The sequence below is a fragment of the Arthrobacter sp. B0316-1-20 genome, assembly GCF_059091865.1.
This window is the reverse complement of the sequence record NZ_JBNHHC010000015.1, coordinates 23,296-46,077: the sequence shown is the minus strand read 5'-3', so window position 1 is coordinate 46,077 and position 22,782 is coordinate 23,296. Positions and strand designations below refer to the sequence as shown.

The 22,782-nt window shown below is 64.4% G+C and carries 23 protein-coding genes and 1 pseudogene; 11 read left to right on the top strand and 13 right to left on the bottom strand.

Going from position 1 to position 22,782, the window contains the following annotated elements; translation table 11 throughout:
* Window positions 1-127 precede the first annotated feature (127 nt).
* Window positions 128-2,680 carry a DEAD/DEAH box helicase gene (locus AC5RW2_RS23185; RefSeq protein WP_493950388.1) on the bottom strand — a complete coding sequence of 851 codons (2,553 nt, stop codon included), beginning with the start codon at window positions 2,678-2,680 and terminating at the stop codon, window positions 128-130.
* A gap of 81 nt (window positions 2,681-2,761) precedes the next feature.
* Here AC5RW2_RS23185 and AC5RW2_RS23180 point away from each other — a divergent pair, with 81 nt between their 5' ends.
* Complete coding sequence (locus tag AC5RW2_RS23180; RefSeq protein ID WP_493950389.1) at window positions 2,762-3,538, top strand: trans-aconitate 2-methyltransferase; 777 nt, start codon at window positions 2,762-2,764, stop codon at window positions 3,536-3,538.
* A 72-nt stretch (window positions 3,539-3,610) separates the two neighbouring features.
* Here the strand turns inward: AC5RW2_RS23180 and AC5RW2_RS23175 are convergent, their stop codons facing one another.
* Window positions 3,611-4,507, bottom strand: a complete 897-nt coding sequence (locus AC5RW2_RS23175; RefSeq protein ID WP_493950390.1) for a glucose 1-dehydrogenase — start codon at window positions 4,505-4,507, stop codon at window positions 3,611-3,613.
* Window positions 4,508-4,980: 473 nt separating this feature from the next.
* Window positions 4,981-5,406 (bottom strand): hypothetical protein, encoded by a 426-nt coding sequence (locus AC5RW2_RS23170; RefSeq protein ID WP_493961984.1) that lies wholly within the window; start codon window positions 5,404-5,406, stop codon window positions 4,981-4,983.
* A 68-nt stretch (window positions 5,407-5,474) separates the two neighbouring features.
* On the opposite strand from AC5RW2_RS23170, the gene AC5RW2_RS23165 reads away from it, so the two are divergent.
* Together AC5RW2_RS23165 and AC5RW2_RS23160 are read left to right on the top strand one after the other, a co-directional pair.
* Window positions 5,475-5,729 (top strand): hypothetical protein, encoded by a 255-nt coding sequence (locus AC5RW2_RS23165; RefSeq protein ID WP_493961985.1) that lies wholly within the window; start codon window positions 5,475-5,477, stop codon window positions 5,727-5,729.
* 83 nt (window positions 5,730-5,812) lie between these two features.
* The gene (locus AC5RW2_RS23160; RefSeq protein WP_493961986.1) at window positions 5,813-7,273 is read left to right on the top strand and encodes a P-loop ATPase, Sll1717 family; all 1,461 of its coding nucleotides are present in this window, start codon (window positions 5,813-5,815) and stop codon (window positions 7,271-7,273) included.
* 198 nt (window positions 7,274-7,471) lie between these two features.
* On the opposite strand, the gene AC5RW2_RS23155 is transcribed toward AC5RW2_RS23160, so the two are convergent.
* From AC5RW2_RS23155 to AC5RW2_RS23115, 9 genes are all read right to left on the bottom strand, one after another.
* The gene (locus AC5RW2_RS23155) at window positions 7,472-7,675 is read right to left on the bottom strand and encodes a hypothetical protein (protein ID WP_493961987.1); all 204 of its coding nucleotides are present in this window, start codon (window positions 7,673-7,675) and stop codon (window positions 7,472-7,474) included.
* A 9-nt stretch (window positions 7,676-7,684) separates the two neighbouring features.
* Window positions 7,685-7,948 (bottom strand): hypothetical protein, encoded by a 264-nt coding sequence (locus tag AC5RW2_RS23150; protein ID WP_493961988.1) that lies wholly within the window; start codon window positions 7,946-7,948, stop codon window positions 7,685-7,687.
* Window positions 7,949-8,001: 53 nt separating this feature from the next.
* Entirely contained in the window at window positions 8,002-8,370 is a 369-nt protein-coding gene (locus AC5RW2_RS23145) for a hypothetical protein (protein ID WP_493961989.1), read from the bottom strand.
* Window positions 8,371-8,532: 162 nt separating this feature from the next.
* Window positions 8,533-8,805 carry a hypothetical protein gene (locus tag AC5RW2_RS23140; RefSeq protein WP_493961990.1) on the bottom strand — a complete coding sequence of 91 codons (273 nt, stop codon included), beginning with the start codon at window positions 8,803-8,805 and terminating at the stop codon, window positions 8,533-8,535.
* Between the two features lie 219 nt (window positions 8,806-9,024).
* Window positions 9,025-9,387, bottom strand: a complete 363-nt coding sequence (locus AC5RW2_RS23135; protein ID WP_493961991.1) for a hypothetical protein — start codon at window positions 9,385-9,387, stop codon at window positions 9,025-9,027.
* 30 nt (window positions 9,388-9,417) lie between these two features.
* On the bottom strand, window positions 9,418-10,395 hold the full coding sequence (locus AC5RW2_RS23130; protein ID WP_493961992.1) for a hypothetical protein: 978 nt from the start codon (window positions 10,393-10,395) through the stop codon (window positions 9,418-9,420).
* Window positions 10,396-10,685: 290 nt separating this feature from the next.
* Window positions 10,686-10,922: a hypothetical protein gene (locus tag AC5RW2_RS23125; RefSeq protein ID WP_493961993.1), complete on the bottom strand. Its 237-nt coding sequence runs from the start codon at window positions 10,920-10,922 to the stop codon at window positions 10,686-10,688.
* A gap of 104 nt (window positions 10,923-11,026) precedes the next feature.
* Window positions 11,027-11,902, bottom strand: coding sequence for a hypothetical protein (locus AC5RW2_RS23120; protein ID WP_493961994.1), 876 nt, complete (start codon window positions 11,900-11,902; stop codon window positions 11,027-11,029).
* A gap of 974 nt (window positions 11,903-12,876) precedes the next feature.
* Window positions 12,877-14,367: a recombinase family protein gene (locus AC5RW2_RS23115; RefSeq protein WP_493961995.1), complete on the bottom strand. Its 1,491-nt coding sequence runs from the start codon at window positions 14,365-14,367 to the stop codon at window positions 12,877-12,879.
* 34 nt (window positions 14,368-14,401) lie between these two features.
* Here AC5RW2_RS23115 and AC5RW2_RS23110 point away from each other — a divergent pair.
* The 6 genes and pseudogenes from AC5RW2_RS23110 to AC5RW2_RS23085 form a co-directional block, all read left to right on the top strand.
* Window positions 14,402-15,028 (top strand): annotated as a pseudogene (locus AC5RW2_RS23110) (PIG-L deacetylase family protein); the annotation flags it as partial.
* A gap of 122 nt (window positions 15,029-15,150) precedes the next feature.
* Window positions 15,151-15,369, top strand: a complete 219-nt coding sequence (locus tag AC5RW2_RS23105) for a CsbD family protein (protein WP_493950392.1) — start codon at window positions 15,151-15,153, stop codon at window positions 15,367-15,369.
* Between the two features lie 295 nt (window positions 15,370-15,664).
* A complete protein-coding gene (locus AC5RW2_RS23100; protein ID WP_493950393.1) occupies window positions 15,665-16,078 on the top strand; it encodes a CBS domain-containing protein in 414 nt (137 codons plus the stop codon).
* 426 nt (window positions 16,079-16,504) lie between these two features.
* Window positions 16,505-16,795 (top strand): hypothetical protein, encoded by a 291-nt coding sequence (locus tag AC5RW2_RS23095; RefSeq protein ID WP_493950395.1) that lies wholly within the window; start codon window positions 16,505-16,507, stop codon window positions 16,793-16,795.
* A 227-nt stretch (window positions 16,796-17,022) separates the two neighbouring features.
* On the top strand, window positions 17,023-17,463 hold the full coding sequence (locus AC5RW2_RS23090; protein ID WP_493961996.1) for a hypothetical protein: 441 nt from the start codon (window positions 17,023-17,025) through the stop codon (window positions 17,461-17,463).
* Complete coding sequence (locus tag AC5RW2_RS23085) at window positions 17,427-18,425, top strand: DNA topoisomerase IB (protein WP_494074689.1); 999 nt, start codon at window positions 17,427-17,429, stop codon at window positions 18,423-18,425. Before AC5RW2_RS23090 ends, AC5RW2_RS23085 begins: the two co-directional genes overlap by 37 nt.
* 91 nt (window positions 18,426-18,516) lie before the next feature.
* Here AC5RW2_RS23085 and AC5RW2_RS23080 read toward each other — a convergent pair whose 3' ends face one another.
* Entirely contained in the window at window positions 18,517-19,161 is a 645-nt protein-coding gene (locus AC5RW2_RS23080) for an MBL fold metallo-hydrolase (protein ID WP_493961997.1), read from the bottom strand.
* Window positions 19,162-19,260: 99 nt separating this feature from the next.
* Between AC5RW2_RS23080 and AC5RW2_RS23075 the strand changes: the two genes are divergently transcribed.
* Both AC5RW2_RS23075 and uvrA read left to right on the top strand, forming a co-directional pair.
* Window positions 19,261-19,644 (top strand): GntR family transcriptional regulator, encoded by a 384-nt coding sequence (locus AC5RW2_RS23075; RefSeq protein ID WP_127514569.1) that lies wholly within the window; start codon window positions 19,261-19,263, stop codon window positions 19,642-19,644.
* A gap of 287 nt (window positions 19,645-19,931) precedes the next feature.
* Entirely contained in the window at window positions 19,932-22,778 is a 2,847-nt protein-coding gene (gene uvrA, locus AC5RW2_RS23070) for an excinuclease ABC subunit UvrA (RefSeq protein ID WP_493950697.1), read from the top strand.
* The last annotated feature ends 4 nt before the right edge of the window (window positions 22,779-22,782 follow it).

Here is a 22,782-nt window from a genome sequence, read left to right as displayed (position 1 = left end):
CTCAACAAGGTAAGTGACTTATTACCCTAGGCAGGGGGTGGAGGGCCCGCAAGGGGAGGAGCGGCGCTGGACCCCCGCGGCGGTCAATCCACGCGCCGCGCGGAAACAGTCTGCGGCCGGGCCCGGCTCAGGCTCCGCCGACGGGGCCGACGTCGAGGATCCGGACCGCCGCGGAGCCGGACTCGTTGCTGGCCGCCAAGTCCACCTCCGCACTGATGCCCCAGTCCCGGTTGCCGGCCGGGTCGTCGAAGATCTGCCGCAGCTTCCAGACTGCCTGCTGCTCCTCGATGATCAGCAGCGCGGGCCCCCGTGCGTCGGGCCCGGTGCCGATGTCGTCGTATTCCTCGTAATAGGCATCCATCGCGTCGGCCCAGCGGTCGGCGTCCCAGCCGGCCTCGGCATCCAGGGCCCCGAGTTCTTCTTCCTGTTCGTCCGCGAAAAGCTCGACCCGTCGGAACAGCTCGTTCCGCACCATCACGCGGAAGGCCCGGATGTTGTCGGTCAGCTTCGGCGGCTCCTTGGTGAGCACCGACTCGGCGGCGTGTTCGGCGGCCAGATCGGCTGCGCCCTTGCCAGCGGCCAGTTCTTCCCATTCGTCCAGCAGGCTGGAGTCCACTTGACGCACCAGCTCACCCAGCCACGCAATGATGTCCGCCAGGTCCTCGCGCAGCGCGTCGGCCGGCACGGTCTGGCGCAGGGCTTTGTAACCGTCGGTCAGGTAGCGGAGCACAATGCCTTCGCTACGGGCGAGCCCGTAGAACTGCACAAATTCGGCGAAATTCATCGCCCGTTCGTACATGTCGCGGATGACAGACTTCGGCGCCAACTCGAAATCGCCCAGCCACGGGGCGCCTCGCCGGTAGGTCTCGAAGGCGGCCTCAAGCAACTCGGCGAGCGGCCGCGGATAGGTGACCTCGTCCAGCAGCGCCATCCGCTGGTCGTACTCGATGCCGTCCGCTTTCATGGCGGCCACCGCTTCGCCGCGGGCCTTCTTCTCCTGGGCGGACAGGATCTGGCGGGGTTTCTCCAGCGTGGCCTCGATGACCGACACCACGTCCAGAGCGTAGCTGCCGCTCTCGGAATCCAGCAGTTCCAGGCTGGCCACGGCGAACGGTGAAAGCGGCTGGTTGAGTGCGAAGTTCGGCTGCAAATCCACCTTCAGCCGGACAAGGTGGCCGTTCTCGTCCGGGGCGTCCAGTCGTTCCACCAGACCGGAGACCACCAGCTCCCGGTAAATGCCCAGTGCCTTCCTGATCAGCTTCAGCTGCGAAGCCCGCGTTTCATGGTTGCGGGTCAGCAGTCGCTTGGCCGCGGCAAATGGGTCGCCGGGGCGCTCCAGAACGTTCAGCAGCATCGCATGGCTGATCGTGAAGCTGGAGGTCAGCGGTTCCGGCTCGCTTTCCACCAGCTTCTGGAAGGTCGGCTCGCCCCAGCTCACAAAGCCGGTCGGCGGCTTCTTCTTCACCACCTGGCGCAGCTTTTTCTGGTCGTCGCCAAATTTAGCCACCGCCTTGGCCATTGCCTTGGTGTTCTCCACCACATGCTCCGGGGCCTGCACGACGACGGTGCCCGCCGTATCGTACCCGGCCCGCCCTGCGCGTCCGGCGATCTGGTGGAATTCGCGGGCGTTGAGCAGGCGGGTGCGCACGCCGTCGTACTTGCTCAGGGCGGTCAGCAGCACGGTGCGGATGGGGACGTTGATGCCCACCCCCAAGGTGTCCGTCCCGCAGATGACCTTCAGCAGTCCGGCCTGCGCCAATTGCTCCACCAGCCGGCGGTATTTGGGCAGCATGCCCGCGTGGTGGACGCCGATGCCGTGCCGGACCAGGCGGTTGAGCGTCTTGCCGAAGCCGGCCGCGAAGCGGAAGCCGGAGATCAGCTCGGCAATCCGGTCCTTCTCCTCGCGGGTGCAGACGTTGATGCTCATCAGGTTCTGGGCGCGCTCAATGGCCTCCAGTTGGCTGAAGTGCACCACATAGACCGGGACCTGCTTGGTAGACAGCAGTTCTTCCAGCGATTCCTGCACGCTGGTCTGTACGTAGTAGTAATGCAGCGGAATCGGGCGCTCCGCGGAACTCACGGTGACCGTCGTCCGGCCGGTGAGCTCGGTGAGTTCCTTCTCGAACCGGGTGACGTCGCCCAGGGTGGCGGACATCAGCAGGAACTGCGCCTGAGGCAGTTCGAGCAGCGGGACCTGCCACGCCCAGCCGCGCTGCGGATCGGAGTAGTAGTGGAACTCGTCCATGATCACTGTGCCAAGGTCGGCAGCGGAGCCTTCGCGCAGCGCGATGTTGGCCAGGATCTCGGCAGTGCAGCAGATGATCGGAGCGTCCTGGTTCACCGCTGAGTCGCCAGTGACCATGCCGACGTTCTCCGGCCCGAAGATCTCGCATAAGGCGAAGAACTTCTCCGACACCAGCGCCTTGATCGGGGCCGTGTAGTAGCTCACGGACCCGGTGGACATGGCATGGAAGTGGGCGGCGATGGCCACCATCGACTTACCCGACCCGGTGGGAGTGGCCAGGATGACGTTGTTTCCGGTCACCAGTTCCATGACCGCTTCGTCCTGGGCAGGGTAGAGCGACATGCCGCGGGATTCGACCCACTCGGTGAACCAGGTGTAGACGTCGTCGGGATCTGAGGCAGTGCCGGTGTCCGGCAGGAGTTGGAGAAGATTCATGTTCTCTCCAGCTTAGGCGCTGGCGCAGCGGGACCAGGTGGGGCAACGGTTGGCCGTCTTCCGTGGCGTAACGTACTGCCCATGCACTGGGACCCGCACAAGTACGTGGAGTACGCCGACTACCGGAACCGCCCGTTCTTCGACCTGACCGGCCGCATCGCTGCCACTGATCCGGCCGTGGTGGTGGATCTGGGCTGCGGCCCCGGCGGTTTGACGTCGGCGCTCGCCGAGCGGTGGCACGGTGCCAAGGTCACCGGCGTGGATTCCTCAGCAGAGATGATCCGCCAAGCAAGGCAGCGGAACAACCCGACCAACGTGGAGTTTGTCTCCGGAGATATCCGTGACTGGACGCCGCCGGACGGCTTGGACGTGCTGGTCTCCAACGCCGCACTCCAGTGGGTGCCAAGCCACCAGTGCCTGATCCGTTCGTGGCTGCGCGCCATGAAGCCCGGCGCATGGCTGGCCGTCCAAGTGCCTGGAAACTTTGCCGCACCATCGCATGCGCTGATGAGGGCGCTGGCCGGATCGCCGCGTTGGCACCGCAGATTGGACGGAGTGCTCCGGCATGCGGGTGCGGTGTCCGAACCGCAGGAATACCTGGAGTTGCTGTTGGACGAAGGCTGTGAGGCCGACGTGTGGGAAAGCACCTACCAGCATGTCCTGACCGGCCCGGATCCGGTACTGGAATGGGTTCGGGGCACCGGGCTGCGGCCGGTCCTGGCGGCGCTGCCGGCCGCCGAAGCGGCCAAGTTCGAATCCGAGTACGCCACGCTGCTGCGCGATGCCTACCCCGAATCCGAACATGGCACCGTCTTCGGCTTCCGCAGGATCTTCGCCGTGGGGCGCAGGCTCGGCTGAGCTCCGCTGGTGCGGGTTTGCTCCGACACGTTTCCCTTCGATGCCGCGCTGGTGAGCCAGCCGTGGGCCGGCTCAGGGCGTGGGGGTCCCGCCGTTCACGTTCAGGGTCTCGCCGGATACGTAGCTTGACTCCGGCGAGGCCAGATAGACGTAGGCCGGAGCCAGTTCGGTCGGTTGTCCTGCGCGTCCCAACGGCACGTTCTTGCCGAACTCGGGGAGCTTGTCCTTGGGCTGGCCTTCGCTGACCTGCAGCGGGGTCCAGAACGGCCCGGGTGCCACGGCATTGACCCGGATGCCGCGGCTGGCCAACTGTTGCGCCAGACCCTTGGTGAAGTTGTTGATGGCGGCCTTGGTAGCGGCGTAATCCAGCAGGAAGGGCGACGGGTTGTAGGCCTGGACCGATGTGGTGTTGATGATCGTCGAACCGGGCTGCATGTGGGGCACCGCCGCCTTGGTGATCCAGAAGATAGCGAAGATGTTCGTGCGGAAGGTGTCCTCGAACTGCTCGTCACTGATGTCTTCGATCTTTTCGACGGCGATTTGCCGGCCGGCATTGTTGACCAGGATGTCCAGACCGCCTAATTGCTCGACCGCCTTGGCTACCAGATCCCTGGAAGCGGCGGCGTCCGAAATGTCGCCGGGCAGCAGCACCGCCTTCCTTCCGTCCTTCTCGATCACGGATGCGATGTGCTGGGCATCGGATTCTTCCGCCGGCAGGTAGGAGAGCGCGACGTCGGCGCCTTCCCGTGCGAAGCCGATGGCAACGGCCGCACCGATGCCGGAGTCGGCGCCGGTGATGAGGGCCTTGCGGCCGGTCAACCTGCCGGTGCCGCGGTAGGACTCCTCGCCGCGATCGGTCTGTGGTTCCAGCTCTTTGTCCAGTCCGGGCTCCGGCTGGCTCTGCTTCGGCGGTGAAATAGTGGGGTAGCGGTCAACGGGATTCTGGAACGTGTACTGATCCGTGGTCATGTGTGTCTCCTTCGTGCGGCCGGCCGGAGGCATCCGGCAGCAACTGCTGCCTAGGGAGTGGAGTGCCGGGTCGGACGGCAAGTATGGTCAGTATGCTGATCGTATCGCCACCCTACGCTGTCGCGCATCGGCCGTACAGTCTGACTGTCGCAGTCGCGGTGGCCGCCGGCCGGACCACAATATCCAGGGAAGGACACCTGTCATGGCTCCTGAAGACCTGCAGCCGCTCCCGGTCGACTGGCGCCGCGCGCTGGTCCTGATGGCGCATCCTGATGAGCCGGGTTAGGTTCAACGACACACCATGGACAGGCGGGAGCGGCTGAGAGCGCCCTGACTAGTGCTGGGCAAAGGCGATCGCCCAACTGAAATTTTCGGCACCAGAGACCGCAATATATGAGGCGAACGGCGGGCGACTCACAGATCGAACAAGAAAAGCCCCCAGCCGGTGAGGGCGGAGGGCTTCCCAATGCGGGTTATTTGACTTCGCCCGCGAAGACGAGCGGGGCCTCGAAGTCCTCGCCGTCGAACGTGATCCGAACGTCGCCGCGCTTTCCGGCGGGTATGCCGAAGTTGAGGCGGGCCTTCTCCGTCTGGCCGGACGGCAGGACTGAGAAGGTGTCGGGGGCGGTGAAGTTATAGACCTTCTTCGCGTCGTCGCCGTAGAGGACCTCAGGCTTTCCGTAGGCGCCCGCCTTAATCGACGTCTTGTAGCCGTTTAGGACGGTCACGTCGAAGACGAGCATTTCGCCGCCGTTAGGGTCCTCGGTTACCTCAGGGTGCGAGACGGAGACGGAAACGTCGTTAGGGGCGGTCGCGAGAGCGCCGAGGGCGTACTCGTCGGGCTCGGAGCCGCCGCAGGCGGTGAGGCCGAGCACGGCGACGAACGCGACGGCGGTCATGTGTTTAAAGGATTTCAAAGGTGCTTCTCCTGAGGACAGATGTGACGTTCCATTAGATTAAGCGACTCGTGCCTGTTTACGAAAACCTTCAAGTAATCAGAGCGGCAGGGGGCCTTCAGCACAGTCCGGCGGGCAACGAGGAACTGTTCCCGGCCGGCGCTGACGGCGCCCTGCTGCTGGCGGAGGTACCGCCCGGTCCGGCCCACACCCGTTGGCGCTTCCTGCCGCTCAAACATCAAATGTATGCGTACCCGCGAGACGCGTTCACGCGGTCCTATGAAACGGTGAGCAAGAAGCAGGAGCTCCTGCCCGAAGTCGTCTAGAGTTCAGTGAATCAGCAAGTACGTCCCATTCAGTGCCGTGTGGAAGCAAGGGTCCTTGGCGGCAATGCGATCAGAGGAGTTGTATGTCCGCCGAAGAGGCTCTCGCCGCTCTCGATTTTGGTTCAGTGGATTCAGAGTCTGAGGAAGACCTTGATCGGCTTTTTGTCCGCACTGGAGACTTTGATAAGTATCTCCGTAAGCAAGTTTGGCTGGCACTTGGTGCGAAGGGAACGGGAAAAAGCGCGCTCTTCGAGTTATTTACGCGCTTCGAAGCCACCGCCCGCGAACTCGCCGGTGGGGCTCTGGAAAACGTCGTCATTGCAGCAGGAACTGGATTTGGTGATCTCTCGGAGGTAGCGACAGGAGACCTGCAAACGCTCCGCGACGAGACCGACACTTACGATCATGATCGGCTCTGGCGTCTCTACATCGCTATCAAGGCAGGGCTCGCTCTAGACGAATCGTTCACCATTCCTCGTGGCCCCCTGAAGGACCTCCTAAGCGCAGTGGGGCACCGACGAGACATTCGCGTTGGGCCGCTCCTTAGTGAACTGTGGGAGCTGGCGGTGGGCCAGGCACCAAGCGAAGTAACTATCTCTGCCGGTGGCGCGAGCGTGGCGATTCGCGGCGGACGGCGGAGTTTGGATGTCGTGACGCTCTTGCAGGACGTTAATACGGCGTTGGCTGCAAACGGGAAAACGCTATGGCTTTTTTTTGACAAGGTCGACGAGATATGGCCCACCGACCGGGTGGAGCGGCGACGAGCGATTGAAGGGCTGATGACCGCAGTGATGCAAATCAGAAGAACCTTTCCCGCGATTCAGCCAAAAGTCATGCTCCGAACAGACTTGTGGTCAGAGCTGGACTTTACTAACAAGGACCACCTCACGGACAAGAAGATTGAACTTGGATGGGGATCGAACCAGTTGACGAGTCTGTTAATTAAACGGGCAACTCGACATAACCAGGTCCGGGAGTACATCGAAAAAGAGCACCCGCATCTCGTCGGGCGCAAAGTTGACGAATGGTCTGCGGCTGAGCGCCATGAAGCTCTCCTCACGGTACTGCCGACAACGGCTTATACAGGAGACAGAGAGGCCGCAATCATGGATTGGCTTGTTGAGCGTGTTCGAGACGGCCGCCGCACCGTTCTCCCGAGGGACGCTATCGTCTTGGCAAACACCGCGACCGAGATGCAGCGTGATGAAGGGCAACCAGGAACCACGGCCTTGCTGTCGCGGGAAGTGGTGCGTGAAGCCTTTACGCGAACTTCGGAAATTCGATGTGAATCCTTCCTGGCCGAGTTTCCGGAGCTTCGTGAGCATTTCAGGAGGTTTGCCGGGGAGACCAAGGCCGATTTCACACGCAAGGAGTTGCTCCACATTATGTCGGGATTGGAGCCCTCGGGGGACGCGCTACTTGAGCGGTTGTTCGAGATTGGTGTCGTCCGTCCGAATACGGGGAGAGTGTCTACTGCTGATTCGTACGAAATACCACGGCTTTACCGAACGGGACTGGGACTAGTGATACGCGGGCGCCCATAACCGGCCTCACTTCAAAGGCCCCGAACGGTCGAGCGCGAGGGCTACTTACGAAGCCTATGGTTTGCGCTCCGGCTTCAGACGGGCGCTTGCGTTGGCAGTCCCAGTAAGGACTACCGTGAGGAGTTTCGCCTAACGGCGGGGCTCCCTGACACAGCAAATGCCCGCACCTTGGCGAAGACCAGGATGCGGGCATTTGTGTCAGTGGGTGGAAGCACGGCGGCGACAGCGGCGGCAGATATGGCGGCGTCCATACTTACGCTTCGCGTCCGGGCGGAATTTGTTAGCGGGCAGGACCTCGCGGCAGCCTCGGCACTCGGCACGAACGAGGATGCCGTCGCCGTCGACGTGCTGGACAAGGTTACGGGCGCTGATTCGGTCGTAAAAGACGATGGTCTCGGTCAAGGTTGCTCCTTAGAGGTCGACGTACATGGCGACGGCGTCGCCGGGGGCGTGTTGAGTGACGTCGAGGCCGTGTAAACGCTCGATCATCCATGCTCGGTGCAGGCCAGGAACGGCGTGACAGAGCTCGCGAAAAGCGACGCGGGCGAGGCGTTGCTCGCTTAGTCCGGTGGCCTCGTGCTCGTCGGCGTACTCGGTCGCCGCCTCCCACGCTGTCGAGGGGGTCCAGCCTTCGGCGGGCGTCGCCGGGCTCCAGTCAGGTAGAGGGCCGCTCATGTCATACGGTCGGAGGGCCAGCGCCGAGGCGGGCCGTCCGGTCGCTGCGCGCCTCACTTGGACCACCGGGCGCGGGCAGCTGTCCGGGCGCGTTGCGCGTTTGTCTTGGCGCCAGCGGACGGCAGGGACAGCCGCGCCAGAATGGCAGCTGCGGCCGTCCGGGCTTGGCGGGCCTCGACGATCGCCGGATTGGTTACCAGTTGGCCGGTCGAGCCTTTCACCAGCGGGCCGGATTCGCGGGCGGCCCCGTCAAGGAGGTCGGCGGACGTGATTAGCTCGGCGGCTTGCTCCAGTCCGGCGAAGTCGGCGCCGGACAGGTCCGGGCGCTCGTCGAGGACGTTGGCGAACGTGTCTTTTGCACCGTCGCTCCAGTGCTTCGGGAGATCGACGGCCTCGTCGTCATGGGTGGGCATATCGGTCATGCTGATGGGTCCTCTCAAAGGGGGAAATGGGCGCGTGAAACCGCGATTTCTAAAATTGGGGGCCTCCCGGCAAGCAAGGCGAGACGCTAAGCCCCATCGAGGAAGGAGCAAACTCTTCGAGGGGTCCCTCCCCACCCTCCGCGCCGACGCGAGGGCTCCGGATCAGGTCGCCGGGCCGTCGGCTGGCGCGCTGCCGTCGTCGATGATCGTGTGTGTCTTCACGAGCACGTCGAAGCACTCCGCGCGGAGCTTCGAGCGAACATGCGTGACGCGCTCAGGCTCGCTCAGCTTGAGCCACTGCCTCTTGTCGTAGGGCGTGTGAAGTCCGACCGGTGTATCTTCCGCCTCGACGATCAACGGAAGTAGGCCCCTCAGTCGGGTCTTGGCGCGGGCCTTCGTACGCTTACTTAGCTGGGTCAGGGTTATCTCTGGCACGGTGTCTGGTCCTTCTGGCGTTGGGGGTGGGAGCCCGGCCAGCGACGCCGGGGAGGGGGCGTCGCGGACCGGGCGGGGAGGAGGGCGGTGGAGAAGCTGAGCGCTAGCGGGCTCCTTCTCTCGTGAGGTAGTGGTCTAGCTTGGCGCTCATTGATTCGAGGACGTAGAGGACGTGGAGACGGCCCTCCAAGCCGAGGGATGCGGCTCGTTCGGCGGCTGTCACTTCGTAGCTCGCTGGGTGCGGCGGCGTGGGGCGAGCTCAAAGTGCCGCTTGCACTTGAAGTCGGCGTGTTGAGGCTCTTCGCAATGGCGGGCTTCGCAGCGGCCGGTACGCCGGGCCTCGTCTCGGGCATGGGCGGCGAGGCCGAACCGGCAGTCTTTGCAGCGGGCCTTGACGCGTTCCTGGGGGATGCTCCGGTGGTACGGCTTGAAGTCGGCCAGAGGCCATACGCGCTTGCATCGAGGACAGCGGTGGTGCCCGTCGCGGTCGACGTACTCCGGGCCGGTCTTCTGACGCCGTGCCTCGGCGACGATCGCCGGGTCGCGGTCGGAGGGTACGTTGCGGGTGTGAATGTAGGGCATGAGGGTTCCTTTCGGGTGTAGAGGAGGGGGCTAGCGCCGGGACCGGCGGGCAGCGCCGAGGTCGACGACGGCGCCGTCGGTGCCGGTGGCGGCCAACCGTTCGCGCTGATCGTGCAGGGCGGCGGCGTACTGTCCGGCGGCCAGTTGCTCGCGGACGCGGAGCAAGCGCTCGCCAGCGTCGGCGGCGTCGCAGTAGGCGGCGGCCTCTTCGCGGATTTGATCGACGGTCACGGTGGGCTCCTCTTCGATGGGTTCAGGGATAACGGCATATCGCCGACGTTGGCCGCCAGTGACCACTTCGACGCGCTCGGCAAGCAATGCATAGAAGCGGGTACGTCCCAGCCGCAGAGCACCGTTGTCCGCGTTCTTGAGCTTCTGAGATTTGCCGATCGCGTACTGCCACGACTTCCAGAGATCGCCGAGTAGGTGGCGGCCGGAGGGAAGTCCTGGGAGCCAGTAATCCAGCACGAAAGCGGCCTCAGTCTCGTCCTCGGCTCGCGTCGCGCTCCGCTTCGCGCGAGCCACCGCGCGGGCCGTAGCAAGGTCGGCCGGCGGACGCGGGGCGGGGGCGCTTCGCCGCTGACGGGCGTCGGCGGCTTCGGCCTCGTCCCGTGCCATTTCGGGGAGCCGGTCGCGGACGCTGGCAGCGACAGTCCGGAGATAAACTTTCGTCCCTCGCGAGCGGTCTTCGATCATCCGGCGGAGGCCCTCGGCGCGGCGTCTGCCACGGACGGGTTCCGCTTCGGCGGTCCGGAGTGCGGCGAGCGACGCGGCCTCGATTTTGCCGTAATACTCGCGGTAGGAGACGCGGTAGAGGGCACCGCGCGTTTTGCGGTAGACGATGCCGCTGCCCTCGCCGGTGACGTACTGGTGGTAGCCGCTAGCGATAAAAGGGTCGACTAGCGCGGAGGCGAGGAAATGGGCGGCGACGATGTCGGTGTCGCCGATGTAGTCGGCCGCCTTGTAGGTCAGTAGAGCGGCGATTTTTTCAGGGGAAACTGAGGGCATGGGTGTGTAAATCCTTAATGTGAATGTGCATTTACGCGCGGGCGGGTGATCGCCGCCTGCGGGGCAATGCGCCAGCGCCAACGTGGGGAGCAGCGTGAGAGGAAGGTGAAGAGTTGTGAATCGGTGGCGCGTCCCGTTGTTGTTCTTTAGTTGTTCGAGGAGCGCTTCTCTCTAGCAACTAATGAGTACAAACGGGACGCGCCACTTTGACGCAACTGTTCACCCTGCCGCTGGCGCGTGGCTGGCACGTCGGCGGCGCCCGCCTCCGCTCCGGCGAGGCCAGGGACGCGCTACACGGCGCCGAAGAGACGCTCGGCGTCGCGCCTCACGGCTTCGAGGGCCTGAGGATCGCGGCTGATCGCCGCCTCAGTCTGTCGCCTCAGTAGGGCGTGGGCGGCGGCGGTGAGGGCCTCGGCCTTTCGGGCTCGGTAGGCCTTGTTCTTGCAGCCAGCGGAGCAATACAGGGCGCCGTGTTTCGAGGCCTCGAATTGCTCGCGGCAGACTTGGCAGACTGTGTAGACGGTCATGGCTTGGGGTCCTTGTCTGGTCGTCGCGCGACTGGTTGAGGGCAAAAAAAGGGGCTCGGCCACCCTCTCGCCGAAGGAGGAGCGAGAGGGCAGCCGAGGGCTTACTAGGCCGCCGTGGTGTCCACGGAGACGATGCCGCCGCCGTCGATCAGGTTGACCGTTCCGGCGTCGTAGTCGGCTACGGCCAGCGGCAGGGATTTCACGCCGACGTAGGTCGTCAGGATCGAGTTGGTGACGCCATTAGCACCGTTCAGCGCGCGCATGGCGGTCAGCGAGAATGCGTCCTCGGTGACGGACGCGGCGTAGGTCGCGCCTTCCGGCGGCTGCGGAGCGCGGACAGCCAGCGCGATTGCTTCGCGGACGAAGACGAAGAGAGCGTCCGGGCTTACGCGGGTGTTCTCGAATACAGGCAGGCCCGCGATTTTGTCGTCGTCGATCTGCTCGGCCAGCAGCATGTCCGCATAGACGGTTGAGCCAGCCACGACGGCGATAGGCCGTTCGGCGCTGACGCCGTTAGCGCGCAGCTTGGCGCGTGCACGGATTACGGAGGACTTCGGATCAGCGGCGGAGTAGGCGATACCTGCGTCGGCCACGGTTGCGGCGAACTCGGCAGCGACCGCGCTCTCGATGTGGTTAGCCACGGTCAGCGCCTGAGGCCGGACCACCTGACGGGAGTAGTCCTCGATGTCGAGGCTGGACTCCTTCAGGCTGATGGGCAGAACCGAATATGCTTCGGTCTCCAGTTCGACGCTGATCTTAGACTCGGCGACGGCGCCGAGCTCGTAGTCGGTAGTGGCGCCGACGGCGCGGGTCGACGTAGTGGTGACGCCGGGGATCGGGATAGAGACGGAAGTTCCGTTACCGGCGGCGAAGTCGGCTTCGGCATCACGGAAGACAAGGCCTGCCAAGCCGAGGTCCTTTGCGGCGATCTTTGCGGCCACACGAGCTATGTTTTCGCCGGTCATAAATGAGTTGGTCATGGTTTCTCCTATGAGTCAGGAAGGGGATGGGGGAGCCGCTTTTGCGCGGGACTCAGCCGGGCACGGGCTCTTGTCCGGTGGCTTCGTCATAGGTGGCGCTGTAGGCGCCTTGCGGGAGTTGGGCCTGCCAACGTCGCCGCGCCGGTCTCGCGTCCTGGGCGGCTGCCTGAGCCGTTGGACGTCGATCCGGAAATCTTGGGGCGCCTCCTCGGGAGCTTGTCCGCTCCACCCTCGTCAGCGGGTAGCTCGACCGAGGAGGCTATCCGGCGCGCGTTATGCCCTACGCGCGGCGGAATGGTGGGCCGCTGCGCCCGGCGGCGAGGCCGGGGGCGCAAGCGGAGAATCGAGGGGCCTTTCCCCTACACATATAAAGAGGGCCAGCGGTACAGGACGCTTCCCCTTCACATATAGAGAGGGCCAACGCTGGGCTACGTGCACAGCCAGTCCTTCCCTTTACATATAGAGAGGGCCAGCAGCGGGGGACGTCAGTCGTTGCTCTCTGCCCCTACATAGATAGAGGGGGCCGGTGGTACGGGACGTTTGCACTGCCCTCCGGCTCGCTCTCTTGCGTCCGGCGTCGCACTCGCGGCAGCGATAGTCGAGGCCGTCCGGGCGCCGGGCGTCGCGGGCGAAGTCCGAGACCGGCTTCGTCTCGCCGCAGCGAGAGCACTCCTTCCCGGAGTGACGACGGCGCCACTCCAGACGACGGAGGGCAGCGGTCGCCAGCCGCTCGCCCTCGTTGTTGCCGGAGTCGTACAGGGCCGCTACTCGGCGGATGAGGTCGGCAGGATCGATTCGGGCAGGGGTGAGCATTGCGTTGGCCCTCGTCTGTAGGTACATAAGAGGGGGGCCAGCCCGACAGTTCTGCTCACTGGGGGCTACATACAAAGAGGGCCAGGAGGGATCTTCTGCTCAACTTGCGGACAGAAAAACGCCCCGCCGGGATACCGACGGGGCGTGTAGCGGGGGCCTGTCTAGCTGGCAGCTTCGGCGGGCTCCGTCCAACGCCACGGAATGACTAGGCGCGAGGGCTCGAAGCCCTTACGGCCTCGGCTCGGCGACGGGAGGAGCACGATAGGGCCGCCAAGGGCGTCGCGGAGGAGCTCGCGGCGCTGCGCCGTGGTAGTTTCCTCGTCGTCGTCGGTGTCGTGCCAGACCTCGGCGTAGGTGCGGCCGGTCGGGACCTCGACAACTTCGGCGACGGCGGGCGCCGCGTCGAGCTCGTCCCGGCGGGCGCGTAGCGCGGTCAGCCGCTCCACGAGGGCGGCGACGTCCGCACCGGGCGCGGTCATGGCCTTAGCGGTCTGAGTGAGGGCCTCCTCGACGGCGGCGCGGTCGGCGACGTCGCGGACCTCCTCACGGCGGAGGATTACCTCGAAGCCGCCGACCATGGCGAGGAATTGGTCGACGACGGCGGCCTCGACGGCCTCGGCGTTGACAGCAAGGAAGCGATCGCAGCGGCCTTGCCTTGAGGAGCAGGTGTAGCGGCTGACGCGCTCGCCGTCGCGGTCTTTCTCTCCTTGCCCGGCGCGCATGGGCTTGTGGCATGACGAGCACGTCAGGACGCCAGAGAGCAGACGAGCGGCGCGTCTGCGGCGGGGCTTGCCGGACGCTTCGCCCTTGAAAGGCGGATACAAGGCGCGGAGGCGGGCGGACTCCTCCGACGTAATCAGCGGAGGCCAAACGGAAACGGCCAGTCCGTGCTCGTCGCGGATAAGTTCGCCCCGGTGCCTGACGCGGCCGAGGATAGCGTCGCCAGTCAGGAGCACGCGGAGCGAGCCGGGCGTCCATGCATTGCCGCGCGAAGACCGGGCTCCGGCGGCGTTGAGGGCCTTTACGGCGCCGTAGAGGGTCCCGCCGGTCAGCACGTAGTCGACGGCGGAGCGGACGTAGGCGGCGGCCTCAGGGTCGATCTCCAGCACGCGGCCTTGACCGTCGGGCGACGGGGCGGGGCGGTAGCCGTAGGGCAGATTGCCTCCGGCGTACTTGTGGCCGGTGACGAGGTAGTTACGGGCGTTACGGACTCGGGCGGCAGTGTTCAGCCGCTCTTGCTTGGCTTGCCCGGCGTACAGGCTTGCGATCGTCTCCCACATGGCGACGTCGCTACGGAGGCCGTCGGCGGCCACGAACAGCGCCGGACGGCCTGGAGTGGACTCGGCGCGGGAGTCGAGGGCGTCGACAATGCTAACGACGTCGCGGAGGCCACGGCGGCCGAAGCGATCCAGCTTCCAGACGGCCAGCACGTCGGCGGCGTCCTCGCGGATCGTGGCGAGTGCGCGGTTAGCCTTATCGCGCTCCTTGCCGCCGCTGATCCCATCGTCGGTCAGCACCTCGACGACGTCCCATCCCTCACGCTTCGCGAGGGCGCGGAGATCGGCCTCTTGCCGGACAATAGAAGTCGATTCTTCCGTCGTGACAGAGAGGCGCAGGTACAGGACTGCGCGGGGCGGGCGTTTCGTGATCATGTGTTTATTGTAGTGTTCCGGTGATCCCGAGTATGGAATTGCGGCCGCTGTCGCTGAATGGTCCGGGCAGGGCAAGGCTGTGGCCTACGTCTTAGCGACCCGGGGAGAGGCCGGCATTGCCGGGCTGCCTCCGTCGAAGGCCGGACCGCTGCGCGAACAGGAGCAGCGGACCGCCTGCCAAGCGGTCGGCGTAGAGGAAGTGTCGTTCTTGGATTATCCGGACGGCCGGCTGGAGGAAACGCTCCAGCTGCGCCGGGATCTGGCCCGCGAGATCAGGACCTACCGGCCGGAAGTCGTGGTCACACTCAACCACCGGGACAGCTGGGGTCCGGGAGCATGGAATTCGCAGGATCATCAGGTCATGGGCCGGTCGGTCCTGAACGCAGTGGCCGACGCCGCCAACGAATGGATCTTTCCGGAGTTGGCAGAGCAAGGGCATCAGCCGCACACCGTTTCGTGGACGGCGGTCGCCTCCACGCGGCCCACGCATTACCTCGACGTCGGACAGCAGGCGTTGGACTGCGCGCTGCACTCGCTGTTAGCGCACCGCCGCTATTTGGAAGCGCTCAGCGACCGACCCGTGGAAGAACAGGCTGCCGAACAACTCGCGTTGGTGACCGGCGGCCAGCCCCGCATCAGCTTCGAATTGTTCGGCCTGTAGCCGGGGTGGTCGAGCGTTTCCGGCATCAACTCACGGCAAAGGTCAGCAAGCTTCCTACTTGGCGTGAGGCGAGGTAATCTGGCTACATCTGTTGAAAATCCTGAACCGAAAGAGGTGCTGTGATGGGTATGGGCGACAAGTTCGAGGCAGCGAAAGACAAGGTCAAGGGCAAAGTCAATGAAGTCGTCGGTGACGCGACCGATGACCACTCGCGGGAAATGAAGGGCAAGGCCCAGCAGGTCGAGGGCGTGGCAAAGGACAAGGTGGCCGACGCCAAGGCTCATCTGCACGAGAACGCCGACCGGGCCACCGATGACACCGAAGGTGGCGGCCTGCGCTAAGCGTCGTTGTGCCGACTCGGGAGCCTCCGTGGACCACTGGTTTGCGGAGGCTTTCGGCGTCCGGGGCCAGTATCAGAGATCGCGTTGCGACCAAGGCGCCGGCAGGGTGCCAGCGCTCACAACAGGGCAGCGTAGAATCCTGGAGCCGCCCGTCGGGGGAGCAGCCTATGGCTCTTCAAATTTGCCGCAGCCTGTGGTAATCCTAAGTAACCTTATAAACCTGCCTGTGCGTTCATCGCTGCTTGCAGGGCGGTGCACGCGAAGCGGCTCGAACAATCTGAAGGGACTGATGTCCGTGACTACCGCAAGGGAAATCATGACCGGTGGCGTCGAATGCATCGGAGAGAACGAGACGCTGGAGTTGGCCGCCCAAAAGATGAAAGACCTTGATGTCGGGTCGCTGCCTATCTGCGGCGAGGATAATCGGCTCAAGGGCATGGTCACCGACCGCGACATCGTGATCAAAGTTTTGGCCGACGGCCAGGATCCACGCGCCGTGAAGGCCGGCGAGCTGGGCCAGGGCAAGCCCGTGACTATAGGTGCCGACGACAGCATCGAAGAGGCCATCCAGACCATGCAGAGCCACCAGGTGCGCCGGCTGCCGGTCATTGACGGGCACGAGCTGGTCGGAATCCTTAGCCAGGCGGATGTAGCCCGGAACTATCCCGAGGACCGCGTAGGTGAACTAGTCGAGTTCATTTCCTACTGACCGGGTCGTCCACTATGGCGGAGCAACTGCCTGAGGGGTATGCCAGATACGTGGCCGGGCTGGAGGAGAGCCAGGCAGACGCCATTCTCCCTGTGCTGAGGCAATCGGCCGCTGATGGTGAGCGCGGCGTGCTGGTGAGGTTCCTTCCTAACGAAGTCCAAGCGATGGCGTCCGAGGACGTCCCGTTCGGAACCATCAGGGAAGAACGTTATGACGAATAGGTCCCGGCTGTTCCCGGGCCGTAGCCTGCCGGAATTTCGGCGATTCATGGATGGTCCCTCCTGACTCATTGCCGGGAGGGGAAACGCGCTTGTAAGCTCACTGCAGTGGAGCCGCATCGGCTCTTGGGGCTACCTGGAGGCAGAGCATGAACGGGTCAACTGCCGGTCGGTCAGGAGTGCCGCTTTTAGGTTCGGGGGGAAGCTAATGCGGCACCGCCATTTGCTTCCCGCTGACGAGTTTCCGGTGGAGCTGGCCTTCCTCGGCGACCCCGAGTTGCTGGCCTTGTACGGAAGGGCCATCCGGCAACTCGAGCGGGAAAGTATCCAATTTGGGGCGGCGGACCCGGAGACCGAGTTCCGCCTGGAAGAGCTGCGCGTCGAGTTGGACCGGCGGGACAGCAGGGATGCGCTGACGGCGAGCAAGCGTCGGATCCGAGGGCTCAACGGTAAAACCGGAAGCGAGCCGCCGGACTCACTCTATGGCGGCGACGCCTAGGCTGGTCCGCCGGCTCCTTTTGGCCGCTGTGGCGGGCGCAGTGCGCGCAGCAGAATATACTGCCGTCCACTTCGCTGCCGTACCCGCTTTCCAGCTACCGGGCCTAAGCGGCCGTAAACCATCCCCTTGATCTCTGCCGCGCCGGCATCGCCGCATCCCCCGGCTTCGGTATAGTTATAGACAGTAGCCTTACCAATAATGATGTTGATTCGAAGGGGCAGACGATCATGATCGCGAACGACAGTTCACGTGCTCAAGCCGGCGAGCACGACTTCGGGGCCGGAGGCGGATTGCCGGATCCTTGGTGTTCCGCCTGCAACAGCGACGAATACCTGGTTTTCGACGCTGTCACGCTGCTTCCGCCGGGGCCCGACGCCCCTGCACTGCCGCGCTGGGACGTCAGCTACTGGTGCAGTCACTGCGACAGCTATTACGGCCACCAGACCTTCAAGGTGCCCGCTTCGGAGACAGGGACTGTGGGGATTGATTTCGGCGCCGACGGCTACATGCACTGCGGGGAGCCCATGCAGCCGGTGGAACGAGTCGATCAAGCGATTCTGGATCCTGTTGACACTGCTTCCCCTGAGACCGGCCCGCTGCCAACGGTGCGGGTGAATGTTGAGATTCTGCGCTGCCGCTGCGGCTTCAAGATGGAGGTGCCCGTCTGAGGCTGCGACGGAGCAACATCCGTGCTCCCGGCATTTCCCGACGGCGGCACGGCACTGGATTCTCCTATCGTCACCCCGATGGCTCGAAGCTTTCCGGCGACGAGCTGCGCAGGGTCAAGGCGCTGGCGGTTCCGCCAGCATGGTCCGACGTGTGGATCTCACCGGCGGCGAACGGCCATATCCAAGCGGCGGGTACGGACGACGCCGGGCGGCGGCAATACATCTACCATCCCCGTTGGCGCGAACTCAGGGACCGGGAGAAGTTTGACCGCGCGCTTGGCTTCGGACGCACCCTAACGGCGGCACGGCGGAAAGTGACGTTGCTGCTCAGGTCAGGGGACACGACCCGGGAGGTGGCCTGCGCCGCAGCGTTCCGCTTGCTTGACAGTGCGTCCTTGCGGATCGGCTCCGAGGTCTACGCCGAGGACAACGGGTCCTACGGAGTCACCACCTTGTTGGTGCGGCACGTCCAAGTGCACGGGGACACCATCCGGCTGGATTTTCCGGGCAAGAGCGGACTGCAGTGGGACGTGGAACTGAAAGATCCGGACCTCGCCGCCTGGCTGGCCGTAGCGAGAGGGAAGAATGCGGATGATCCGGCCATTGGCTACCGCAACGACGGCGGCGCCTGGTCGGGGCTGGCGGCGCCCGAACTGAACGATTTCATCCACGCGCTCTGCGGGCCGGATTTCAGCGCCAAGGATTTCCGCACCTGGCAAGGGACCGTTGCCGCTGCGGTCGAACTGGCCCGCTACAACGGCAAAACCGGCTTGACCGCCCGGCGCAAAGCTGTAGTGGCCGCCATCAAGGCGGTAGCGGAGCGGCTTGGCAACACGCCCGCCGTGGCCCGTTCATCGTATGTCGATCCGCGGCTGATCGACCGCTTCATGGACGGTCAGGTTCCCGACGCCGTCACGTATTCCGCCGCCGAGCGCAGCCTGCCGACTTTCCTTGCCAACTAGGAACAGAAATCGCCCGCGGCGCTAGAATGAGAGAGCCCCGGCAGGCGGGATTCCCCCCAACGTCCACGTCTGTCGGGGTTGTTGACGCCGCCTACCAGCCGCGGGATTTCCACTCATCCAGATGAGGCCGTTCCGCTCCCAGTGTTGTTCCCTTGCCATGTCCGGGATGGATGACGGTGTCGTCAGGCAGGTAGCCGAACAACCGATCCCGGACGTCATTGAAAAGCGAAGCAAATCGCTCCGGATCCTTCTGCGTATTGCCTACCCCGCCGGGAAACAGCGAGTCGCCAGTAAAAACATGTGCGGGACCGTCCGGAGCGCGGTAGAGCAGTGCCACCGAGCCCGGGGTGTGTCCTCGCAGCTTGATGGCTTCCAGCGAGAATCCGTCGAACCGGCCGATGTCCTGATGCTCAAGCGAAACATCAATCGGCACCTTAATCGCAGGAATATCCTCCGTGCCCGCGGCCGTCTGGGCCCCGGTAGCGGCTACCGTGTCCCGCAAGGCGCGGACATGGTCCCAGTGGCTGTGCGTGGTGATGATCATTGCGACCTTAGCGGTCCTGGCCGCATCCGCGGCCCCGTCGCGCAAGAGCTGCTGAATGGCCGGAAAGTCATCGGCAGCATCGATCAGTACCTGCGTGCCGGATTCTTTGGCGGTCAGTAAATAAACGTTGTTGTCCATTTCGGAAACCGAAATGCCGCGGATAGTGACTGCAGGATCTTCATGAAGCAACATGCGTTCCAGCCTACCGACAGTCGACCCGGACGGCTGCGGATGTCATTCTGGTTGTAGCAGTGGACGGGCTGCGGACACGACGAGGATCGGGCACGGGCGATGGAAGCGAGTGGTTTTGACTGGCGGATGAACCGCGACAGCGCCGTGCCGCTGTTCGAGCAGCTCAGGCTGCGGATCATTGAAGCGGCCGATGCCGGGGAGCTGCCGGTAGGGACCAAGCTGCCGCCCGTCCGGCGGCTGGCCGACCATTTGGGTGTGGTGCCGAATACGGTGGCCCGCGCCTACCGGGAACTGGAAACAGCCGGCCGGGTGGAGACGCACGGCCGTGCGGGTACGGTGGTCAGCGCCGGAGCGGGCAAGGCCCGGCAGCAACTGGGCGACGCTGCCGAAGCCTTCGCCCTGGCGGTTCACGGTCAGGGGATCGGCACCAAGGAAGCCCTCGCCGCCGCGAAGGCCGCCATGGAACGCCACGGCATCAAGTAGCGGGGCGTGAAGTAGCGCCGCACCAGGCAAGCGGTGAAGCTGGGGAGCCGGGGCTCGACGAAGCAAACCCAAGAACTTTGCCGAGCTCCGCCGTCGTGCTTGGCGGCTGCTCCAAGCCGACTTCCCATTCCGGACGGTAGTTGTCCGCGGCAACCGTTGGCCGTGACCGATGTAATACAAGTTCGAAAAAATTTTCGATTAGAGTAGATACCGTGCTAAAAGCAAGTGAAACGTCCGTCCCGGCGATCGATTCCGAGTCTGCCACCCCCGTTTCCCGCCCCGCGGATATGTCACGCCTGGTCGTCAAGGGCGCCCGCGAGCATAACCTCCAGAACGTCAGCGTTGATCTGCCCCGCGACTCCATGATCGTTTTCACCGGGCTGTCCGGCTCCGGAAAGTCTTCCCTGGCTTTCGACACGATCTTCGCCGAGGGCCAGCGCCGGTACGTGGAATCGCTGTCTTCGTACGCGCGGATGTTCTTGGGCCAGGTGGATAAGCCCGATGTGGATTTCATCGAGGGCTTGTCGCCTGCGGTGTCAATCGATCAGAAATCCACCAGCCGCAACCCGCGCTCCACCGTGGGAACCATCACTGAGATCTATGACTACTTGCGGCTGTTGTGGGCCCGAGTGGGCCGGCCCTTCTGCCCGCAGTGCGGCGAACCTGTGGAGAAGCAAACCCCGCAGCAGATTGTGGACCAACTGCAGGAGCTGCCCGAGGGTACGCGCTTCCAGGTCCTGGCACCGGTAGTGCGTGGCCGCAAGGGCGAGTTCGTGGACCTGTTCAAGGAACTGAGCGCCAAGGGATTTTCCCGCGCCAAGGTGGACGGCAAGCAGATTCAGTTGTCCGAACCGCCGAAGCTGGGCAAGCAGTACAAACACACCATTGAGGTGGTGGTGGACCGACTGGTGGCCAAAGAAGGTATTCACCAGCGTTTGACTGACTCGGTGGAGACGGCCTTGGCGTTGGCCGAGGGCCGGGTGCTGGCCGACTTCGTGGACCTCGACGAGGACGACCCGGGCCGGACGCGTGCCTTCTCCGAACATCTGGCGTGCCCGAACGAGCACCCATTGGCGATCGACGAAATCGAACCGCGCTCGTTCTCGTTCAACAATCCTTTCGGCGCCTGCCCTGCCTGCACCGGTATTGGCAGCAAGCTCGAAGTCGACGTGGACTTGGTGGTCCCGGATCCGGACCGCAGTCTGGCCGATGGCGCCATTGCCCCGTGGTCGCTCGGCAAGGCCACCCAGGAGTATTGGACCCGGCTGCTCGAGGGTCTCTCCCATGAGCTCGGATTCTCCATGGACGAGCCGTGGAAGAACCTGCCGAAGAAGGTCCGCGACGCCGTGCTGCTCGGCAAGGACTTCAAAGTGGTGGTGCAATACCGCAACCGCTTCGGACGGGAGCGTAAGTATTCCACCGGCTTCGAAGGCGCCTTCCAGTACATCCAGCGCAAGCATGAGGAAACCGAGTCCGAAATGGCCCGGGACCGCTACAAGGAGTACATGCGGGAAGTGCCCTGCCCGGAGTGCAACGGCGCACGGCTGAACCCCGCCTCGTTGTCCGTGCTGATCAACGGCAAGTCCATTGCGGACATCTCCGCCCTGCCGCTGCGCGAGGCCAGCGCGTTTTTGGACGCCCTGGATCTGACTGCCCGGGAAGCCCAGATTGGCCACCAGGTGCTTATCGAGATCCAGGCCAGGCTGCGCTTCCTGCTGGATGTGGGCTTGGAGTATCTGAACCTGGAGCGGGCGGCCGGCACGTTGTCCGGCGGCGAGGCTCAGCGGATCAGGCTGGCGACCCAAATCGGCTCCGGCCTGGTCGGCGTGCTGTACGTCTTGGACGAGCCCTCGATCGGTTTGCATCAGCGGGACAACCGCCGGCTGATCGAGACCCTGACCCGACTGCGCGATCTGGGCAACACCCTGATTGTGGTTGAGCACGACGAGGACACGATCGCCGAGGCCGACTGGATCGTGGACATCGGACCGGGCGCCGGTGAACACGGCGGCGAAGTGGTCCATTCCGGCTCCCTGCAGGAACTGCTGGACAACACGCGTTCCATCACCGGCGACTACTTGTCCGGCCGCCGCCGGATTGAGCTTCCGGCCAAGCGTCGCAAGGTGGACAAGAAGCGCCAGCTGAAGGTGGTCGGTGCACGCGAGAACAATCTCCGCGGCATTGATGCGCAGTTCCCGCTGGGCGTTTTCACCGCGGTCACCGGTGTTAGCGGCTCCGGCAAGTCGACCTTGGTCAACGACATCCTTTACAAGGTGCTTGCCAACAAGCTCAATGGGGCCAAGCATGTGGCCGGCCGGCACACCCGGGTGGAAGGGCTGGATCAGCTGGACAAGGTGATCCACGTGGACCAGAGCCCGATCGGACGCACCCCCCGGTCCAATCCGGCCACCTACACCGGTGTCTTCGACAACATCCGCAAGCTGTTCGCCGAGACCAACGAGGCCAAACTGCGCGGCTACCTGCCCGGCAGGTTCTCGTTCAACGTAAAAGGCGGCCGCTGCGAAGCGTGCTCGGGCGACGGCACGCTGAAGATCGAAATGAACTTCCTGCCGGACGTCTACGTCCCGTGCGAGGTCTGCCACGGCGCGCGCTACAACCGGGAGACACTGGAAGTCCATTACAAGGGCAAGACCATCGCCGAGGTACTGGACATGCCCATCGAGGAGGCGGCGGATTTCTTTGCCGCGTTCACCCCGATTGCCCGGCACTTGCGGACCTTGGTAGACGTGGGACTGGGCTATGTCCGGCTCGGCCAGCCCGCCACCACGCTGTCCGGCGGCGAGGCGCAGCGGGTCAAGCTGGCCAGCGAACTGCAGCGGCGCTCGAACGGGCGCAGTGTCTACGTGCTGGACGAACCGACCACCGGCCTGCATTTCGAAGACATCCGCAAGCTGCTGCAGGTGTTGCAGGGCTTGGTGGACAAAGGCAACACGGTGATCACCATCGAACACAACCTCGACGTGATCAAGAGTGCCGACTGGGTCGTGGACATGGGTCCGGAAGGCGGTTCCGGCGGCGGACAAGTCATTGCCAGTGGTACGCCTGAGCAGGTTGCGGCAGCCGAGGGAAGCCACACCGGCCGGTTCCTGGCGGAGGCGCTCGTTCGCCAGTGAGCCG

Excerpts from the sequence above, each read along its gene's own strand:
- AC5RW2_RS23105 (WP_493950392.1), top strand. The coding sequence starts at position 15,151 with ATGGGTATGGGCGACAAGTTCGAGGCAGCGAAAGACAAGGTCAAGGGC.
- AC5RW2_RS23090 (WP_493961996.1), top strand. The coding sequence starts at position 17,023 with ATGATCGCGAACGACAGTTCACGTGCTCAAGCCGGCGAGCACGACTTC.
- AC5RW2_RS23135 (WP_493961991.1), bottom strand. The coding sequence starts at position 9,387 with ATGCCCTACATTCACACCCGCAACGTACCCTCCGACCGCGACCCGGCG.
- AC5RW2_RS23185 (WP_493950388.1), bottom strand. The coding sequence starts at position 2,680 with ATGAATCTTCTCCAACTCCTGCCGGACACCGGCACTGCCTCAGATCCC.
- AC5RW2_RS23095 (WP_493950395.1), top strand. The coding sequence starts at position 16,505 with ATGCGGCACCGCCATTTGCTTCCCGCTGACGAGTTTCCGGTGGAGCTG.
- AC5RW2_RS23160 (WP_493961986.1), top strand. The coding sequence starts at position 5,813 with ATGTCCGCCGAAGAGGCTCTCGCCGCTCTCGATTTTGGTTCAGTGGAT.
- AC5RW2_RS23150 (WP_493961988.1), bottom strand. The coding sequence starts at position 7,948 with ATGAGCGGCCCTCTACCTGACTGGAGCCCGGCGACGCCCGCCGAAGGC.
- AC5RW2_RS23145 (WP_493961989.1), bottom strand. The coding sequence starts at position 8,370 with ATGACCGATATGCCCACCCATGACGACGAGGCCGTCGATCTCCCGAAG.
- AC5RW2_RS23075 (WP_127514569.1), top strand. The coding sequence starts at position 19,261 with ATGGAAGCGAGTGGTTTTGACTGGCGGATGAACCGCGACAGCGCCGTG.
- AC5RW2_RS23175 (WP_493950390.1), bottom strand. The coding sequence starts at position 4,507 with ATGACCACGGATCAGTACACGTTCCAGAATCCCGTTGACCGCTACCCC.
- AC5RW2_RS23180 (WP_493950389.1), top strand. The coding sequence starts at position 2,762 with ATGCACTGGGACCCGCACAAGTACGTGGAGTACGCCGACTACCGGAAC.
- AC5RW2_RS23130 (WP_493961992.1), bottom strand. The coding sequence starts at position 10,395 with ATGCCCTCAGTTTCCCCTGAAAAAATCGCCGCTCTACTGACCTACAAG.
- AC5RW2_RS23125 (WP_493961993.1), bottom strand. The coding sequence starts at position 10,922 with ATGACCGTCTACACAGTCTGCCAAGTCTGCCGCGAGCAATTCGAGGCC.
- AC5RW2_RS23170 (WP_493961984.1), bottom strand. The coding sequence starts at position 5,406 with ATGACCGCCGTCGCGTTCGTCGCCGTGCTCGGCCTCACCGCCTGCGGC.
- AC5RW2_RS23080 (WP_493961997.1), bottom strand. The coding sequence starts at position 19,161 with ATGTTGCTTCATGAAGATCCTGCAGTCACTATCCGCGGCATTTCGGTT.
- AC5RW2_RS23120 (WP_493961994.1), bottom strand. The coding sequence starts at position 11,902 with ATGACCAACTCATTTATGACCGGCGAAAACATAGCTCGTGTGGCCGCA.
- AC5RW2_RS23115 (WP_493961995.1), bottom strand. The coding sequence starts at position 14,367 with ATGATCACGAAACGCCCGCCCCGCGCAGTCCTGTACCTGCGCCTCTCT.
- uvrA (WP_493950697.1), top strand. The coding sequence starts at position 19,932 with ATGTCACGCCTGGTCGTCAAGGGCGCCCGCGAGCATAACCTCCAGAAC.